At 48.5% G+C, this 17,757-nt stretch carries 13 protein-coding genes; 3 read left to right on the forward strand and 10 right to left on the reverse strand.

All coding sequences use genetic code 11. The annotated features are described in order from the left end of the window. Window positions 1–2: 2 nt before the first annotated feature. The 5 genes from ACR1R9_RS17420 to ACR1R9_RS17440 form a co-directional block, all read right to left on the reverse strand. Window positions 3–452 carry a hypothetical protein gene (locus tag ACR1R9_RS17420; RefSeq protein WP_433923106.1) on the reverse strand — a complete coding sequence of 150 codons (450 nt, stop codon included), beginning with the start codon at window positions 450–452 and terminating at the stop codon, window positions 3–5. Between the two features lie 167 nt (window positions 453–619). Continuing rightward, window positions 620–2,047, reverse strand: coding sequence for an FAD/NAD(P)-binding protein (locus ACR1R9_RS17425; protein WP_433923696.1), 1,428 nt, complete (start codon window positions 2,045–2,047; stop codon window positions 620–622). Between the two features lie 412 nt (window positions 2,048–2,459). Next, a complete protein-coding gene (locus tag ACR1R9_RS17430) occupies window positions 2,460–8,402 on the reverse strand; it encodes a collagen-like triple helix repeat-containing protein (protein ID WP_433956379.1) in 5,943 nt (1,980 codons plus the stop codon). Window positions 8,403–8,727: 325 nt separating this feature from the next. Continuing rightward, window positions 8,728–9,681, reverse strand: coding sequence for an NAD-dependent epimerase/dehydratase family protein (locus ACR1R9_RS17435; protein ID WP_433923104.1), 954 nt, complete (start codon window positions 9,679–9,681; stop codon window positions 8,728–8,730). Window positions 9,682–9,797: 116 nt separating this feature from the next. Next, window positions 9,798–10,319: a TetR/AcrR family transcriptional regulator gene (locus ACR1R9_RS17440; RefSeq protein WP_076289764.1), complete on the reverse strand. Its 522-nt coding sequence runs from the start codon at window positions 10,317–10,319 to the stop codon at window positions 9,798–9,800. Window positions 10,320–10,758: 439 nt separating this feature from the next. Between ACR1R9_RS17440 and ACR1R9_RS17445 the strand changes: the two genes are divergently transcribed. From ACR1R9_RS17445 to ACR1R9_RS17455, 3 genes are all read left to right on the forward strand, one after another. After that, a complete protein-coding gene (locus tag ACR1R9_RS17445) occupies window positions 10,759–11,178 on the forward strand; it encodes a MarR family winged helix-turn-helix transcriptional regulator (protein ID WP_099853618.1) in 420 nt (139 codons plus the stop codon). Between the two features lie 27 nt (window positions 11,179–11,205). After that, on the forward strand, window positions 11,206–11,856 hold the full coding sequence (locus tag ACR1R9_RS17450; protein WP_076289766.1) for a nitroreductase family protein: 651 nt from the start codon (window positions 11,206–11,208) through the stop codon (window positions 11,854–11,856). Between the two features lie 86 nt (window positions 11,857–11,942). Beyond that, complete coding sequence (locus ACR1R9_RS17455) at window positions 11,943–12,239, forward strand: putative quinol monooxygenase (RefSeq protein WP_053783565.1); 297 nt, start codon at window positions 11,943–11,945, stop codon at window positions 12,237–12,239. Between the two features lie 145 nt (window positions 12,240–12,384). Here ACR1R9_RS17455 and ACR1R9_RS17460 read toward each other — a convergent pair whose 3' ends face one another. From ACR1R9_RS17460 to ACR1R9_RS17480, 5 genes are all read right to left on the reverse strand, one after another. Then, entirely contained in the window at window positions 12,385–13,434 is a 1,050-nt protein-coding gene (locus ACR1R9_RS17460) for an NAD(P)/FAD-dependent oxidoreductase (RefSeq protein WP_433923103.1), read from the reverse strand. Between the two features lie 236 nt (window positions 13,435–13,670). Continuing rightward, window positions 13,671–14,486 carry a helix-turn-helix domain-containing protein gene (locus ACR1R9_RS17465; protein WP_099853622.1) on the reverse strand — a complete coding sequence of 272 codons (816 nt, stop codon included), beginning with the start codon at window positions 14,484–14,486 and terminating at the stop codon, window positions 13,671–13,673. 191 nt (window positions 14,487–14,677) lie between these two features. Continuing rightward, window positions 14,678–15,685: a FecCD family ABC transporter permease gene (locus ACR1R9_RS17470; protein WP_310852496.1), complete on the reverse strand. Its 1,008-nt coding sequence runs from the start codon at window positions 15,683–15,685 to the stop codon at window positions 14,678–14,680. Further along, window positions 15,682–16,689: a FecCD family ABC transporter permease gene (locus ACR1R9_RS17475; protein ID WP_326067731.1), complete on the reverse strand. Its 1,008-nt coding sequence runs from the start codon at window positions 16,687–16,689 to the stop codon at window positions 15,682–15,684. Before ACR1R9_RS17475 ends, ACR1R9_RS17470 begins: the two co-directional genes overlap by 4 nt. A gap of 12 nt (window positions 16,690–16,701) precedes the next feature. Next, complete coding sequence (locus ACR1R9_RS17480) at window positions 16,702–17,676, reverse strand: iron-hydroxamate ABC transporter substrate-binding protein (protein ID WP_433923102.1); 975 nt, start codon at window positions 17,674–17,676, stop codon at window positions 16,702–16,704. Window positions 17,677–17,757 lie beyond the last annotated feature (81 nt).

A 17,757-nucleotide genomic window follows, 5' to 3' on the forward strand; every position in this document is an offset into this window, starting at 1 on the left:
AATTATAAGAATAGCTCAGCCCTGTCTGGTTTGGGTTTTACCCAATTTCCTTCTTCATTAATAAATGCTCCCTTGAAACGCCCCATCTCCAATTTCTCTATTAGCTTCATCTCATCCAGCACCAGAATTTCGGACAACTGCTGCAAACTATAAAAATCACTTGGATCATAATCCAGCAGAATTGGAACAGCCATGTCGTACAGTTCTCTAATTAGATTTTCCAATGAATGACGCCCGAGGTTGTCCATGGTTTGGAAATACTTCAGATCATGGGACACCAGATTGCGGAACGATTTATCTTTCAAGTTCATCCACAGCGTATTACACGCCTGAACACTCATATAGTTCTGCTCTACATCATAATATTGGATCTCATCAATCTTCATATACTTTTCCTGAAAAGCCACAATTTTGATCAAGGGTTCATTTCGTTTGCGTGACGCTTTCTTCAAATGAGTTCTGAACCCCTCATAATCCATGATTCTCACAATAATCTATCGCCTGCCTTAACGCTGTATAATTCGATATTTTACAGCATTATATAAGCACCCGTAAATGTAACTTTAGAAAAAGGAAAACCGTACAGCATCTTACTCCGCTGTACGGTCATTTTGAATACTCAGATTCCAACTTCACTCTTCACCCAACTCGCAGTAAATTCCTGTTCGTTATACTTCAAAAATTGCTCCAAGATCTGCTCACGGTCATCCAGGAAAAGCTGATCAGCTACAGCTGAAACCAACTTCGGCACAGCATTCTTTGTCCCCGATATTGCCGAGGCAGAGAGGCCGCAACTTGCAAGTGCAGAGTAGTTAAAGACAAACAACCCACGCAGTTTAACCTGTCCCTCCTCATCTCTGCTGGTCATTGCAAATCCGGGACTAAGGTAGGGATGTGCGTCAAGTAATGCATTCCTTTGTTCCATCGGAGCTTGAAAACGGTCTGCCCAGCGTGCAATGTGTGCCTCCACCATTCTGAGCTCGGGGCGCAGTGACGGATCACTCACCATACCCGTGCTGATGACCAGAAAATCAAAGGAGTGCTGGCCCTGTGGCGTAGTCACTACCGCTTTCCCATCCTTCATCTGTACATCCAGCCAAGGCGCATGAAGATGTAATTGGAAGCCTGGCCATGCAGCGGCCCGGTTGAAGGTATCATTGGTTGGTGGCTGATTGTATTTAAAAAAATGGGAAATGGTCGCATACTTATCCTCGTCCGACAATACGTGAAAACGTTCGATCATACCGGATTGTTCCATCTGACGTATCGGGTTAACGCTTGGCAATTGTTCCCGCCGCACAAATACGTGAGCCTCAGCCACGCCTGTGGCAAGTGCAAAGTTGGCATTATCAAAGGCAGACGCCCCGCCACCAAGTATGGCAATCCTTTTTCCTTTTAACCGCTCATAATCAATTAGCTCGGACGTGTGAGCGTACAGATGTCTAGGTACTTTCTCAGCGATCATCGGCGGTACATGCCACTCTCCACCACCCTGGATGCCCGTAGCCAAGACAACCTTTCGTGCCAGCAACATATTACTTGGAGCCCCTGCGCCCGTAATGTGTAGCCGGTGTAAGCCTCCATCTGCAGGTTCAATCAGTCTCAGTTTCACTTCATTCACGACAGGTAGTTTAAGCACATCCCTGTACCAACGCAGATAGTTCATCCATTCGCTGCGCGGAATTTTATCAACCTCATCCCATCCCGAAGGACCCGCTTGCGCTTCCCACCATGCTCGAAACGTCAGCGAAGGAATACCGAGATCAATGGAAGTCAGATGTTTTGGTGTACGTAACGTGACCATACGCGCGTAAGTTTCCCAAGGTCCCTCCAACCCTGCGGCATTTTCATCAATGACCAGAATGTTGGATATCCGCTCACGTAGGAATCCAAAAGCAACCCCCAAACCGCTCTGCCCACCACCTACAATAACGACATCATAGATATGGCCTTCGTCATGTTCGCGTGGGCGAATCCAATCCGCACCTCCATATGCGAGATAAGCCAGATCATCTTGTACTCGTTGGTTTAATGTTTCAAGGCTCATCATTCATCAACCCTTTCAATGTCCACTCGTATGCTGCTACGAACCGCCCGTTTAATGTTATGTTTGTGTAATAATTTATTTCGTTAATGGATATTCTGTAAGTTCAAAACAGCCTAATTCATTTACCATATGGATGAAGCCGATGATTTCGTCTCAATCCCTTACATCATTTTCATGAGGATTAGCGTTATTATATGAGTTGGGGTCACTTTTTTGAATATCACGACAGATTTCTTGTCATCAGACCTAAAAATATCTAACATGCTTGTTAACTATAACGAAACCAAATTTTAATGACTTCGTCCTGTATGTAAAAAAGACAGATCAGGTTGGATATTAATGGTCGATCCAACCTGGATCTGTTTTCGTTTTGTCTTATTTTCAAATAGGTGGGGTGCTGGAAATCAACACCTCATGTCAATTCGTGTACTGACCATACAATACCGTTCGTTGCTCCAATGCCCAAGTTCAGAGTAATCGTTAATCCATTCGCTGCGTAAAACAACCCGATCACATCGCCTGCGTTCAGCGTAACCTGCGCAGCTAGCGTTACGGCTCCACTCCCAAGCACTGCCCGCAACGTGAGTAGCGTTACACTAATATTCAGGATTGGCAATAGTCCATTGACCAATGTAGTCGTAGTGGGGGATGTTCTTTGCACCAGAAACGCCGGATTGACCCCAGCACCCAATGAGATGGCGATCGCGGCAGTTGTAGAAAAATTGATTGTTGCCACAATCGAGTAGGTCCCAGTATTGGGCGCCGTGTAATTGCCTGTAGTTGCATTAAAATTTGCATTACCATAGTAGGGACTTGCTGTGCTCCAGTTGGTTAACTGTGCACTGGTTGTTGTTGATAGATTAGCCAAAAATGCAGAAAATCCTTGTGCAGCTAGATTGGGCCCTGATGCACCCGTAGCCCCTGTGGCTCCTGTGGATCCAGTAACTCCAGTCGCCCCGGTAGCACCAGTTGCACTCGTTACACCCGTTGAACCCGTCGCGCCTGTGGCTCCAGTCGTTCCGGTTCCTGTGACCCCTGTCGCACCTGTTACCCCAGTAAGACCCGTTGGACCAGTGGCTCCCGTAGCTCCGGTTCCTGTTGCCCCTGTCGCACCTGTTACCCCAGTAAGACCCGTTGCTCCAGTGGCTCCAGTTGTTCCGGTTCCTGTTGCCCCTGTCACACCAGTTACTCCAGTAAGTCCCGTCGTGCCTGTGGCTCCAGTTGTTCCCGTTCCGGTTGCACCTGTCACACCCGTTACCCCGGTAAGCCCCGTTGCTCCGGTTGTTCCCGTTCCGGTTGCGCCGGTAACTCCGGTTACACCCGTAGATCCCGTCGCACCAGTAGCTCCAGTTGTTCCTGTACCCGTTGCGCCTGTAGCACCAGTTACACCCGTTGAACCAGTCGCGCCTGTGGCTCCAGTAGCCCCTGTAGCTCCCGTTCCTGTTGCACCTGTCACGCCAGTTACCCCAGTAAGACCCGTTGCACCTGTAGCTCCGGTTGTTCCCGTTCCTGTAACACCTGTCACACCGGTTACCCCAGTTAAGCCCGTTGCACCTGTCACACCAGTTATACCTGTTAAACCCGTCGCGCCTGTGGCTCCTGTCGTTCCTGTTCCCGTTGCTCCGGTAGCTCCGGTAAGACCCGTTGCACCTGTGGCTCCAGTTACTCCAGTAAGACCGGTTGCACCCGTGGCTCCGGTTGTTCCTATTCCGGTGGCACCTGTCACACCTGTTACCCCAGTAGATCCTGTCGCGCCGGTGGTTCCTGTTGTTCCTGTTCCGGTTGCGCCTGTCACTCCAGTTACACCCGTCGCACCAGTGGCTCCGGTTGTTCCTATTCCGGTGGCACCTGTCACACCTGTTACCCCAGTAAGACCCGTTTCACCTGTGGCTCCGGTTGTTCCCGTTCCGGTTGCACCTGTCGCACCAGCTACCCCAGTAATCCCCGTTGCACCAGTAGTTCCCGTTGCTCCTGTTCCGGTGGCTCCTGTCGCACCTGTTACCCCAGTAAGACCCGTTGCACCAGTAGCTCCCGTCGTTCCTGTTCCCGTTGCTCCTGTCACTCCTGTTACTCCAGTAAAACCCGTTGCACCTGTGGCTCCAGTTGCTCCTGTTCCGGTTGCGCCTGTTGCACCAGTTACTCCAGTAAGACCCGTTGCACCCGTGGCTCCCGTAGCTCCGGTTCCGGTTGCCCCTGTCGCACCAGTTACCCCAGTAAGACCCGTTACTCCCGTGGCTCCGGTTGTTCCCGTTGATCCTGTCGTACCGGTGACCCCAGTTAAGCCCGTTGCACCTGTAGCTCCAGTTACACCGGTAAGACCAGTTGCTCCGGTTGTTCCTGTTCCCGTTGCACCTGTCACACCAGTTACCCCAGTAATGCCCGTTGCGCCGGTCGCTCCGGTTATTCCCGTTCCGGTTGATCCTGTCGTACCGGTGACCCCAGTTGAACCCGTTGCACCTGTAGCTCCAGTTACACCGGTAAGACCAGTTGCTCCGGTTGTTCCTGTTCCCGTTGCACCTGTCACACCAGTTACCCCAGTAATGCCCGTTGCGCCGGTCGCTCCGGTTATTCCCGTTCCGGTTGATCCTGTCGTACCGGTGACCCCAGTTGAACCCGTTGCACCTGTAGCTCCAGTTACACCGGTAAGACCAGTTGCTCCGGTTGTTCCTGTTGTTCCCGTTCCGGTAGCACCTGTTGCACCAGTTATACCTGTTAAACCCGTCGCGCCTGTGGCTCCAGTTGTTCCGGTTCCAGTGGCACCTGTCTCACCGGTTATACCCGTAGATCCTGTGGGTCCGGTGGTTCCGATGGCTCCTGTTGTACCAGTTACTCCGGTTACGCCAGTCACACCAGTTGCACCTGTAAATCCTGTTGCTCCAGTAGCTCCAGTAAACCCCGTTGCACCGGTGGCTCCCGTTGTTCCGGTTCCGGTGGCACCTGTCTCACCTGTTACTCCAGTAAGACCCGTTGCACCAGTGGCTCCAGTTGTTCCCGTTCCGGTTTCGCCTGTCGCACCTGTTGCGCCGGTGGCCCCAGTTGTTCCTGTCCCGGTTGCGCCTGTCGCACCAGTTTCACCACTAGACCCTGTCGTACCTGTGGCTCCCGTGATTCCTATTCCGGTTGTGCCAGTCACACCTGTTGCACCTGTAAATCCTGTTGCTCCGGTGACTCCTGTCGTTCCGGTCCCGGTTGCTCCTGTCACACCAGTTGCACCAGTGGCTCCCGTTCCCGTTGCCCCTGTCTCACCAGTTACTCCAGTAAGACCCGTTGCTCCGGTAGCTCCGGTTGTTCCTATTCCGGTGGCACCTGTCGCACCAGTTACCCCAGTAAGACCCGTTGCTCCGGTGACTCCAATTCCTGTTGCTCCAGTCACACCTGTTTCACCAGTTACACCTGTTAAACCCGTTGCACCAGTTGTTCCCGTTCCTGTTGCACCTGTCGGACCAGTTGCACCAGTAGAGCCTGTCGTTCCTGTTCCCGTTGCTCCTGTCACTCCGGTTACACCAGTTGAACCCGTCGCACCTGTGACTCCCGTAGCTCCGGTTCCGGTGGCGCCTGTTGCACCAGTTACCCCAGTAAGACCCGTTGCTCCGGTGGCTCCCGTTGTTCCTGTTCCAGTGGCACCTGTCGCACCCGTTACTCCAGTAAGACCCGTTGCTCCGGTAGCTCCTGTTGTTCCCGTTCCGGTTGCGCCTGTCGGACCAGTTTCACCAGTAAACCCCGTTGCACCTGTTATACCCGTAGATCCTGTCTCACCGGTGACTCCAGTTGTTCCGGTAGCCCCGGTTGCGCCTGACACACCTGTTTCACCAGTAAGACCCGTTGCACCAGTAGCTCCCATTGTTCCCGTTCCGGTTGCGCCTGTCGCACCTGTTAAACCCGTCGCGCCGGTTGCACCAGTTGTTCCTGTTCCGGTGGAACCTGTCGCACCAGTTACACCTGTTGAACCCGTCGCGCCGATTGCACCAGTTTCACCAGTAAACCCTGTCGTACCTGTGGCTCCGGTAGCGCCTGTCACACCTGTTGCACCTGTTAAACCCGTTGCGCCGGTGGCCCCAGTTGCTCCGTTTCCGGTTGCACCTGTCTCACCAGTTACTCCTGTAAGACCCGTTGCTCCTGTAGCTCCAGTTGTTCCTGTTCCGATGGCGCCTGTCGCACCTGTTATACCCGTAGATCCTGTGGCTCCGGTGGCCCCAGTCGTTCCCGTCCCGGTTGCGCCTGTCTCACCTGTTACCCCAGTAGATCCTGTCGTACCTATGGCTCCTGTAGTTCCAGTAGCCCCGGTGACTCCTATTCCAGTTGCTCCAATCACACCTGTTGCACCTGTCACACCAGTTATACCAGTTAAACCCGTCGCGCCGGTGGCGCCGGTTATTCCCGTTCCCGTTGATCCTGTCGTACCGGTGACCCCAGCTAAGCCCGTCGTACCTGTCGTTCCCGTTGCGCCGGTTGCACCAGTTACCCCATCAAGCCCCGTTCCTCCGGTTACACCCGTTGATCCCGTCACGCCGGTGGCTCCAGTTGTTCCTGTTCCGGTGGAACCTGTCACACCAGTGGCTCCAGTTGTTCCTATTCCGGTGGCACCTGTCACACCTGTTACCCCAGTAGATCCTGTCGCGCCGGTGGCCCCAGTTGTTCCTGTCCCGGTTGCACCTGTCGCACCAGTTTCACCAGTAAACCCCGTCGCGCCGGTTGTTCCTGTTCCCGTTGCACCTGTCGCACCTGTTACCCCAGTTGAACCCGTCGCGCCGGTGGCGCCGGTTATTCCCGTTCCCGTTGATCCTGTCGTACCGGTGACCCCAGCTAAGCCCGTCGTACCTGTCGCTCCCGTTGCGCCGGTTGCACCAGTTACCCCATCAAGCCCCGTTCCTCCGGTTACACCCGTTGATCCCGTCACGCCGGTGGCCCCAGTTGTTCCTGTCCCGGTTGCACCTGTCGCACCAGTTTCACCAGTAAACCCCGTCGCGCCGGTTGTTCCTGTTCCCGTTGCACCTGTCGCACCTGTTACCCCAGTTGAACCCGTCGCGCCGGTGGCGCCGGTTATTCCCGTTCCCGTTGATCCTGTCGTACCGGTGACCCCAGCTAAGCCCGTCGTACCTGTCGCTCCCGTTGCGCCGGTTGCACCAGTTACCCCATCAAGCCCCGTTCCTCCGGTTACACCCGTTGATCCCGTCACGCCGGTGGCTCCAGTTGTTCCTGTTCCGGTTGCACCTGTCACACCAGTTATCCCAGTAAGTCCAGTTGCACCAGTAGCTCCAGTTGCACCTGTAACTCCAGTTGTTCCGCTTCCGGTTGCGCCTGTCACACCCGTTGATCCCGTCACGCCGGTGGCTCCAGTTGTTCCTATTCCGGTGGCACCTGTCACACCTGTTACCCCAGCAGATCCTGTCGCGCCACTGGTTCCTGTTGTTCCCGTTGATCCTGTCGTACCGGTTATCCCAGCTAAGCCAGTCGCACCTGTCGTTCCCGTTGCCCCGGTTGCACCAGTTACCCCATCAAGCCCCGTTACTCCAGTAGCCCCAGTCACACCTGTATTACCTGTAACACCTGTTGTGCCCATTGCTCCAACGGCTCCAGTTGCTCCAGTCGAACCTGTAACGCCTGTAATTCCGGTCACTCCAGGATCGCCGGTCACACCAGTTATACCCGTAGATCCTGTTGTACCAGTGGCCCCAGTCGTTCCTGTTCCAGTTGCTCCGGTCGTACCGGTTATCCCAGTAAGCCCCGTCGCGCCGGTGGCTCCGGTGGCTCCCGTTGCTCCTGGGCTTCCGATAGCTCCAGTTGCCCCAGTCACACCTGCGGTACCTGTAACGCCTGTTTCTCCAGGATCGCCTGTGGACCCAGTTATACCTGTCGTACCCGTCACTCCTGTGCTACCTGTGTTACCCGTTACTCCCGTAGCTCCCATTCCAGTTACACCGGTTACACCTGTTGTACCCATTGATCCCACGGCTCCGGTAGCTCCGGTCGAACCTGTATTACCTGTCACTCCGGTCACCCCAGGATCGCCCATCGCTCCTGTTACCCCTGTCGAGCCTGTTGCACCTGTGACTCCTGGATCACCAGTAATTCCTGTTGCACCTGTCACACCAGTTATGCCTGGGATTCCGGTTGACCCAGTTACCCCTGTACTTCCTGTAACTCCCCGGCCACCAGCTTTACCGGTTACTCCAGTCAATTCTGTTATTCCTATCGAGCCAGTAGCTCCCGTACTCCCCATCTTACCTGCTAATCCCATATCTCCTGTGGTTCCCGTAGCTCCAATCGCTCCTGTCTTTCCTTGAAACCCTCTATATCCCCTCGGTCCACGAAGCACACGACATCTGGATCTGAGTGCTCTTTTCTTTTTTAGCATAAGCTTCTTTTTAGATTTACATTTGACTTTTCCTTTTTTAGAAACGCGAGTGCCTGCTTTTTTTAATTTGCGTCTGGTTGTACTGATGGAGGACATTTTGCGCTCCTTTTTGGATATATAGCTCACAAGAAAATCCCCCCTCCTTGTACACCGTATCAATTCTCCGCTTTTGCAATACTACACTCTATGTCTAGGACAGGTCTTGTGCACCGCCCATTAATGAAGTCATATCACCATGCATCATTTGGGTTTAGGTCGTAAGCATTAACCGAGTCATAAAGTATTTTAATTATTGATTGATCAATTACAATTGAACATAACACAATTATTTCTTTTGCAGCTCACCTATCGTCTGTGTAATCCCTTCTTCAAAAGAAGTCATCTTCACCGGCCCAATGTTGGCCTCGTATTTCGTTTTACTCAACACCAGCGGTTCTTCTGTCAAATATAACATTTCAACAATTTCTTTCATTACCGGTACGGCCAATCCAAGCAGCGAAAGTCCTGTTTTGCCGAGGGCTATGACCGGTTTCGCTTTACCCGCGACCTCTTGTGCAATACGTACGATTTCCTTGCCCGATATTACGCCAGCACCAGGAATATTCCAGTTCTGCCCGTAGGCATCATCTCTGCTCGCCAACTCCACAACCATGACCGCCGCATCTGGCAAATAGACATATTCTCGTGGCGTTTTCATAGTTCCGATAAAAAAAGTCATTTTCCCTTCCGCTATTGCTTCAAGCGTAGACCCCAGGTATGAAGCCTGATTGGCAGTAGGGCCATAATAATCAGGCAATCGAACAATCATCACTTGCGCTTTGCGCCATTGACCGCTAAATAACATCTGCTCAAAGGCAAGTCGAGTTTTGCCTTTTCGAGTATGCGGCTGCTTTGGATGTTCTTCAGTCACTTCTTTCATTTGTCTTCTGCCATAAGGATAAATCCCGTCAATGACGACCACCTTCAGGCCCAGTTGTTCTGCCGCCTCCATAACGGATTCACCCAAAGGGATCAGCTTACTCTCCATTTCGTTATAAGGTACATTCGCACAGTGAAACATTACATCAGCTCCTAGTGAAGCAGCTACTATATCATCAGGTCGGAACGCATCTCCCACAGCGATTTGAAGGTAATCAGGGGAACCAAGCTTTACCGCAAGTTGCTCCAGTTTTTGACGTGAGCGACCAAAAATGGTTGTAGAAATGCCACGTTTAATCAATTCCTCTGTAATTGCTGCGCCCGTTCCACCTGTTGCCCCAACTACGATTGCTCTGTTCATTTCATCTCAACCTCTTTCTCTCAATTAGTTATTAATCAATTACTTACTTAAACACAATATAACGTATATTTAGTGATTGATCAATAACTAAAATGCAAAAAGGGATTCTTCCCTTTCTATCTATCCATAAGCTCTGGCATATGCAGTGAGGTCGATATATTACATAACATGCCAATTGCCAGGAATATTAACGTTCTTTGCTTTGGGTTGGCACTGCCTGCTGCTGTGAAAGCTTCCAATACCATATCTCGCACCTCAGTGAACCCTTTTTGCATGGCTTGACGGATGACTTCCTCCTGAATCGTCTGAGCCTGCATTTGCAGCAAAATTTCGTTCTTGTGAGATTTAAGAATCTCCTCATAGGCTTCTGTTAACTCGTTCTCCAATTGATCTGGAGTAGCTGTCTCCACCACCGCTCGGAATGAATCAATTACTCGCGTCCAAGATACCTCCAGCGCTGTTAGAAGCAAAGCCTCTTTACTTTTAAAAAAACGAAAGATATACGGTTGCGAAATATTTGCCCTTTCTGCTACTTGAGCTGTGGTCGCCCGAAAATAGCCGATTTCAGCAAACACCTCAATAGCTGCGGATATGATATCACTACGTCGATTAACCGACACCGCTGCATCTTTAGCCATGGTAATCACGCCTCCATTCATTAGTAATTAATTGATCAATAGCTTGAAGTATATAGGAAAGTCTAATGCATTGCAAAGAGACTCATCACTCTAATCCAGGATAAACTGAACCGACTCGTGCAGCGCTCCCACATGCTATTATCGTCCGGCAGGAAATCGATATATAGTTACTTAATTGGATAACCTACACCTACGGAACTAAGAAGACTTTCGCTTTGGAATAGATGGATTTATCTTCTCATGACTACCCTGTTGCAAAATCAAAATACTCATGATATATTAATTGAGCCATCAATGATTGATGCATCAAATATTGATACGTCAAAGATTAACTTAGCAGATTTCACTGACTAAGCAATGGCACTGTATAATGGCACTTTATGTATTTTGTTCACATAAGCCGTTGTTCATGGTCGAGATTCACCCGGGAGGTCTAGTCATGACACGTATTGTTTCCAAAGAAGAGCAGATTATCAATCTGCTGAACGTACTGGGGAATAAAATTAGTCCCAAATTCGAACGCTGTACTGGTATCAGTTCCTCTCGCTTTGAGATTTTGCATGAGTTGGATCAGGTGGACGAGATTAACCAGTCCATGCTCCAGAAAATCATCAACATCGATAGTGCTGCAATCACACGTCACTTGAAACAGCTTGAGGCGGACCTGATGGTCACGAGACGTAAAAATCCCGATGATAACCGGGTAACGTTTGTTCGTCTGACGGACCATGGTCGGAAGCAGATTGAAGGCTACAAGGCAGAGAAAACCAATTATATTAACCAGATTTTACAGGGGTTCAACGAAGATGAAGTTTACGCTCTCGCCGATTTCCTGGAACGAATGCAAAACAATTTCTAAACCCATATATAGAGGAGAGAATCATACATGAGTACATTCCAAAGCACTTTTCAAAAGACAAATGATTTTAACGAAATTACTTACGGCCGCCGGTCTGTAAAACTATACGATCCTGAAGTTAAAATCAGCCGTGAAGAAATGACAGAAATTCTGTCAGAAGCTTCTCGCGCCCCATCTTCCATCAATTTACAGCCTTGGCGTTTTCTTGTTGTAGATACGGCTGAAGGCAAAGAAAAACTTGCTCCTCTCGCCAGATTCAACCAAAATCAGGTTTTGACTTCCGCAGCAGTCGTTGGTGTATTTATTGATATGAACAATGTCGAGTACATGGACGAAATTTTTGGTAAAGCGGTAGAGCTTGGTTATATGCCACAGGAAGTCAAGGATATGCAGCTCAAAACTGTAATGCCTTATTACGAAAATATGCCCGCTTCCGCTCTTCGCGATGTCAATCTGATTGACGCAGGTCTGGCTTCCATGCAATTGATGCTCGCTGCACGTGCTCATGGTTATGATACTAACCCAATCGGTGGTTATGAGAAAGATCAAATTGCTGAAGCATTCGGTATGGATAAAGATCGTTACCAACCCGTTATGCTGATCTCGATCGGTAAATCGGCCAAAGAAGGTCACCCTTCCTACCGTCTGCCTGTTGAGACAATTACGACTTGGGCATAATATCAGTCAATGTTTTACGTGCTCCAGCACCAGTTACATTTCAAACAATAACAACATTCTAAATACACTAATGGAGGTTGAATATTATGATTATCATTCACGCTCACTTGCAAGTTAAACCAGACCAGGAACAAGCTTTTTTGGAAGCTACAAAAGTGCTGATCCCTGCAACACGTAATGAAGAAGGCAACATCAGCTATGATCTCGCCAAAAGTACTGAACGCGAACATCACTACACGATGATTGAGCTGTGGAAAGACGAAGCCGCTACAGCTTCCCATAATGCAAGCGCCCATTTCCAGGCTTTCGTTCAACAAGCAGCAGCATTCATGGCCGCTCCAATGAACGTTGAAGTATTCGCTGGAGAAGCGGTTAAACGCTAAAACATGAGCCTTACACTAATTAATTAAGCAGACCGACGAGATCGTCGGCTTGTGAAAAAGAAACCGCTCCTCGTCATGCTGACGGTGAGCGGCTTTTTTGATATTGAACGAAGATTTTTATGATGACCATTTTAGTTTGTGTATTTTATTTGGTGTATAGATGCTTCATCAGCTCACGGTTTTTCTGCGTGAACAAGTCATTGTGTGAGGAAACCATTCCATGTGTATTGGCTTCGGGTGTTACGTATAGTTTGGCTTTGTTCACGGCATTGGCTGCGTCCTGGAACGCTCCTGCGATCAAATGAAGCTTCCCTTCATGATGCAAAATATCTCCGGCAGCAAAAATGCCCGGAACAGATGTTTCGCTGACTGGTGTGCCTGCGATCCAATGATCCTTCATATCAATTTTAATATGACTATTCACCAGCAATGCCTTGTCCCGCTCATAACCGTAGTTAATGATGACCTCATCCACGGCCAGCTCCAATGAAGCTCCGTCCTCATTACGTTTTAGCACAACCGTCTCAATCTGTTGATGATCGTCTGTAGCGACCAGCCTCTCAATCGTTGTATTAAGCAGGCATTCGACTGAACTGTTCTCAAGACGTGATATTTCAGCTTCATGGCCTTTCAGCGTATCTTTCCGATACGTTAAATAGACTTGTTTGGCAATAAGGGCAAGCTCGTTTGCCCAATCAATCGCCGCATTACCGCCACCCGAGATCAGAACCGTTTTGTCCTTGAAACGGGACAGTGATTTGACTGTATAATGTAAGTTCGTAACCTCGAAACGTTCTGCACCTTCAATTTCCAGTTTAATCGGCTTCAGAATTCCTCCACCAATAGCTAAAATCACAGTTTTGGAGTAATGTTTTTCCTCAGAAGCGGTGTGCAGTACGAAGTGTCCTTGCTCATCCTTGGATATGGAGGTGACCTTTTCTCCAAGAACAACCTCTGGCTGGAAAGTCAGCCCCTGATTGACCATTTGTTCGATTAGTTGTGCGCCCGGAACGGGTTGTAATCCCCCTATATCCCAGATCATTTTTTCAGGATACACATGCACCTTACCGCCCAGATAGGGCTGAAATTCCATGATTTTGGTTTTCATTTCACGCAAACCGCTATAAAAAGCTGAAAATAATCCGGCAGGCCCACCACCAATAATCGTTACATCAAACACTTCATGATCTTTCATCTTGAATACCCTCATTTCCGAATTGGTTTGTCCAACATTCTTCAATTTATTCCTGCATGGTTAGAACGACCGAGGACGCATCGAGAGAAAAAAGAGCTTTTATTGTATTCATCTCAGTCAACCTTCCAACCTTTTATAATAATGATTCTCATTATCATTTAATACTATAGCAAGGATCATTGAAAATGCGAATGCACAAATCACCAATTTGGGATGTACTATTGTCTAATGGAGGCTTAATCAAGATGCATGTATTCCGAAGGAGAAACACCAAATTTACTTTTAAAAATTCGACTGAAATAGAGCGGATTGGTATAACCAACACTGATCGCAACATCGCGAATCAAATAACTACCTGATTTCAACAGCTCCCCTGCCCTCTCCATGCGATAATGGATGACATAGTCAATTGGGCGGAATCCCGTGTATTTGTGAAAAAAGTATGAGAAACGCTTTGAACTCATGCCATGTAACTCTGCTAGCTCATCCAGTGTCAGCAGATTCATGTAATGTCCATGTATATAAGAGATGGCTTGCTCAATCACCTTTTCACTCGGCGAAGTTCCACTTTCCCGTTGACTGCAGCCTGTAAAAACCTGAACCATGATGCTCAAAAATAATTCTTTGACTCGCAGTTTGCCAATTCCCCCTTGCGCGTGCAATTGTTCCTGCAGCATGACCAGTAATTCAACAACCCTTGGATTGGCACCGGATTCCAATTTGAAATGAGAGTCGCATTCCTGAACACTGTCGCCCTTTTCCAATTGGTCAAAACTATAAAACAGTAAATAATATTCATACTCCGAATGGCCTTTCACTTGTGAGTCCAGCTGCATGCCAGGTGCTGCATGAAAAACAGACCCGGGCTGTAACTCGTATAACGTTCCATCTACTGACATACTGGCTTCTCCCCGTACCACAAAAAGAAATCCATGATTTAATGTTCTGAATTCACGCAATATACTTTTGGGTTGCAAAACCAATCGATTGATTCCATCTATTTTATAAGAATAATCTGCAAATATTGAAGCTAATTGGCCCACATCTGTCATGGTAATTCCACCTATCTTTTAGAATCGGTTTAAACTGTGCCTATTTTATCTTATCACACAAATCAAGTCATATTGGGTTGCCTGAGTTCACCCTCCACCGTCAAAACTACAAACAAAGGCCATCCCTTGTCTTGACGACAAAAAGATAGCCTGATTAGCTGAGTATTGAATTAGTCTAAAACTTTTTTAGATTATTTCTTCAATAATAAATAGACAAAATACGGCACACCGATTAGGGAGACCATAATTCCAGCTGCAATTCCATCAGGGTCAACCAGGTTGCGCCCAACCGTATCGGCAATTAATAGAAGCCATCCTCCAAGCAGAACGGCAACAGGAATAAATAACGAATTACGTGGACCGACCAGCGCTTTGGCAATGTGTGGAGCCATCAAACCGATAAACGCGATCCCTCCCGTAACCGATACAGCAGATGCGGCGGCTGCAACAGCAATCACCATGAGTACCAAGCGTTCCCGCTCAAGCTTCAAACCCACTCCGATCGCTGTTTCTTCGTTCAGCCCCATCAGATCAAGCCGTCTGGTTCTGAACAAAGTAAGCGGGATTAACACAATCAGCCAAGGCAGCAAAGCCCATATGAATGGCCAGTCTGCCCCCCATATGTTTCCGGATATCCATTTGGCAATAAAGTCGACCTTGGATCGCTCCGCGGAAGAGATGATGACAATCATGATACCTGATAGCGCCATCGAGAATCCAACCCCGACCAGCACCATTTTTAGGGGATCAAGTCCCTTAGTCCGACTATAGGAGAACAGATAGATGAGCGCCGCAGTCAGTAATGCACCGATAAAAGCAGCTAACGGCAACATATAAACGAACGTGCCCGCTTCAATCGGGAAATACAGAAAGAAGATCGCAACAGCAACACCTGCACCTGAATTGATTCCGATGATGCCTGGATCGGCCAAATCATTACGCGTAATACTTTGCAAAATAGAGCCTGACAGCGCAAGCGCCATACCAGCTAGTAATGTAATAAAAATTCGAGGTAATCGGACCGAAAACAGAACAAAGTCTTCTTTGAATGTGCCTTGGCCAAATAACACCGGAATTACCCTTTTGAAAGACAACGAGGAATAACCCCAGCTCATACCTACCACAGCTGTAATGAGGATCAGCAGCAAACACACGAGCAGAATCAGTCGTTGCTTGCGAATTCGCGCAGACATTGTCATGAGAATGCTTTGCCCCCTCTACGCACAACGAACAGGAAGAAAGGTAAACCAAGCATGGAAGCAATGGCGACCACCGGTGTTTCGTAAGGTGCATTTATCGTTCGACCCAGTGTTTCGGCAAGCAGCATAAACGATGCTCCGGCAAAAATGGATACGGGTATAATATACCGATAGTCCGTGCCTACCAATTTACGGACAATATGCGGGATCATTAAGCCGACAAAGGCCATATTTCCGATCAATGCAACCGACGCTCCGGTAAGTACGATGACCAGCAGGAACAGAACAGTTTTGACGAGTACAAGCTTCTGCCCCAGTCCAGTCGCCACTTCATCGCTCAAGCTAAGAATGTTAATCTGGTTGGAAAGAAACGGAACTACAGCTAAACCAATCAGTATGACAGGCGCAATAGCTTGAATCTGCCCCCATGTCGTTCCGATGAGTCCTCCCGAAGTCCACATGGATACATCCTTGGAAATTTTGAAAAAGATACTGATACCATCCGAGATGGCATACATAAAAGCGGATACCGCTGCCCCAGCCAGCACTACCCGAATTGGAGACAAGCTCCCCCTCCGCATCGAGCCAAGCACAATAACCAAAACTGCTCCAAGTGCAGCACCAACAAAACAAGCAACCATAATTCCAAAATATCCGAGTGATGGCATAAAAACAAAAGCCAGGGCGAGTGCCATATTGGCCCCTGAAGTCAGACCAAGCAGTCCAGGATCAGCCAGCGGATTGCGAGTAATTCCTTGCATGATGCCTCCGGAGACGGCGAGAGCCGCTCCAATCAGCATGGCAGCGAGTTCCCGTGGAAGTCTGATCTCTCGCAGAATAAGAATATTATCGTTCTTCGTCGCAGAGGTCAGGGTCAGCCACAGATTGCGAAATGTCGTTTCTTCTGCGCCAAACATCATGGCGATGATGAAACACACGATAAGTACGAGTACACTACCCAGCAGCTTGGTTGCAAACCGAAAAGGAAGTCGTTTATTTTTCATCGCGTTCAAGGTTTACTTGCCAAGAAAATGTTCGATAAAGAATTCCAGCTGGTATTCCATGCTCAGTGGATCATTGAAGTAAAATGCCTTGGCATCCGCTTCGAATACTCGATTATTTTTCACCGCATCAATATTTTTGTATGTTTCGGTATTTTGGAACGAATTGTCCTCATCGGCATTTTTACTGAATATTACATAGTCTCCCATGTAGTCTTTCAATACTTCGTTCGATACAGCAAAGAATCCGTCTTTCTTGGTAGCTTCCTTGACCTTATTTGGCATGCCTAAACCGAATTGATCATACAGTATTTCCGTTCCACGTCCGAATTTCTCGCCATAAACATAAAGTTGTTTATTGAACGTTTCAATAACGGATACAGTCGCATTCGCGCCAATTTTAGCTTTGATTTCTTCCCCTACTTTTTTGCTTCGAGCGTCAAAATCTTCAACCCAAGCCTGTGCTTCTTTTTCTTTGTTCACAAGTTTTCCGATCTCCAGTTGTTGCTTGAGGAAGTCCACCTTACCATATGTATAGGTGACTGTTGGAGCAATTTGCTTCAGCTTGTCTACGTTCTTGATATCAGACAGGCCGATAATTAGATCTGGGTTCAATTCAATAATTTTCTCCAGACTTTCATCGGTAACCGCCTCTGTATTCGCTAGTTTATCTTTGAAATTTGGGTTCTCCTTGGACATTTCATCCACACCGACCAGCGGTACATCCAGTGCCATCACGTTTCCTGTCAGGAATCGGGTCAGCACAACCACACGTTGCGGGTGGGAGGGAACTTCCACAGGACCTGTCTCCGATTGATAAGTGAACGTGCCCGAATCTGACTCGGATGAAGAACCTGCTGAATCCGTGTTCGAAGAATTGGATTCGTTGGATGTAGTTGCATTCTCCGTTGTATCTTTGGCTGAGTTGCTTCCACAAGCGCTAAGCAATAATACCAGAACTAATATAAATGGAACAAAAAGCTTTCTCATTAGATGACTCTCTCCCTTTTCTCTTTGAATATGAAAATCATTCTCATTACAATAGCTAATTATAGGCATGCAGGATGAACC

It is taken from the genome of Paenibacillus taichungensis (assembly GCF_050994985.1).
In the GTDB taxonomy this organism is placed as follows: domain Bacteria; phylum Bacillota; class Bacilli; order Paenibacillales; family Paenibacillaceae; genus Paenibacillus; species Paenibacillus taichungensis.

Coding starts and splice junctions, on each gene's coding strand:
- ACR1R9_RS17430 (WP_433956379.1), bottom strand. CDS start 8,402: ATGCTAAAAAAGAAAAGAGCACTCAGATCCAGATGTCGTGTGCTTCGT.
- ACR1R9_RS17435 (WP_433923104.1), bottom strand. CDS start 9,681: ATGAACAGAGCAATCGTAGTTGGGGCAACAGGTGGAACGGGCGCAGCA.
- ACR1R9_RS17465 (WP_099853622.1), bottom strand. CDS start 14,486: ATGACAGATGTGGGCCAATTAGCTTCAATATTTGCAGATTATTCTTAT.
- ACR1R9_RS17425 (WP_433923696.1), bottom strand. CDS start 2,047: ATGAGCCTTGAAACATTAAACCAACGAGTACAAGATGATCTGGCTTAT.
- ACR1R9_RS17440 (WP_076289764.1), bottom strand. CDS start 10,319: ATGGCTAAAGATGCAGCGGTGTCGGTTAATCGACGTAGTGATATCATA.
- ACR1R9_RS17460 (WP_433923103.1), bottom strand. CDS start 13,434: ATGAAAGATCATGAAGTGTTTGATGTAACGATTATTGGTGGTGGGCCT.
- ACR1R9_RS17445 (WP_099853618.1), top strand. CDS start 10,759: ATGACACGTATTGTTTCCAAAGAAGAGCAGATTATCAATCTGCTGAAC.
- ACR1R9_RS17455 (WP_053783565.1), top strand. CDS start 11,943: ATGATTATCATTCACGCTCACTTGCAAGTTAAACCAGACCAGGAACAA.
- ACR1R9_RS17450 (WP_076289766.1), top strand. CDS start 11,206: ATGAGTACATTCCAAAGCACTTTTCAAAAGACAAATGATTTTAACGAA.
- ACR1R9_RS17470 (WP_310852496.1), bottom strand. CDS start 15,685: ATGACAATGTCTGCGCGAATTCGCAAGCAACGACTGATTCTGCTCGTG.
- ACR1R9_RS17475 (WP_326067731.1), bottom strand. CDS start 16,689: ATGAAAAATAAACGACTTCCTTTTCGGTTTGCAACCAAGCTGCTGGGT.
- ACR1R9_RS17480 (WP_433923102.1), bottom strand. CDS start 17,676: ATGAGAAAGCTTTTTGTTCCATTTATATTAGTTCTGGTATTATTGCTT.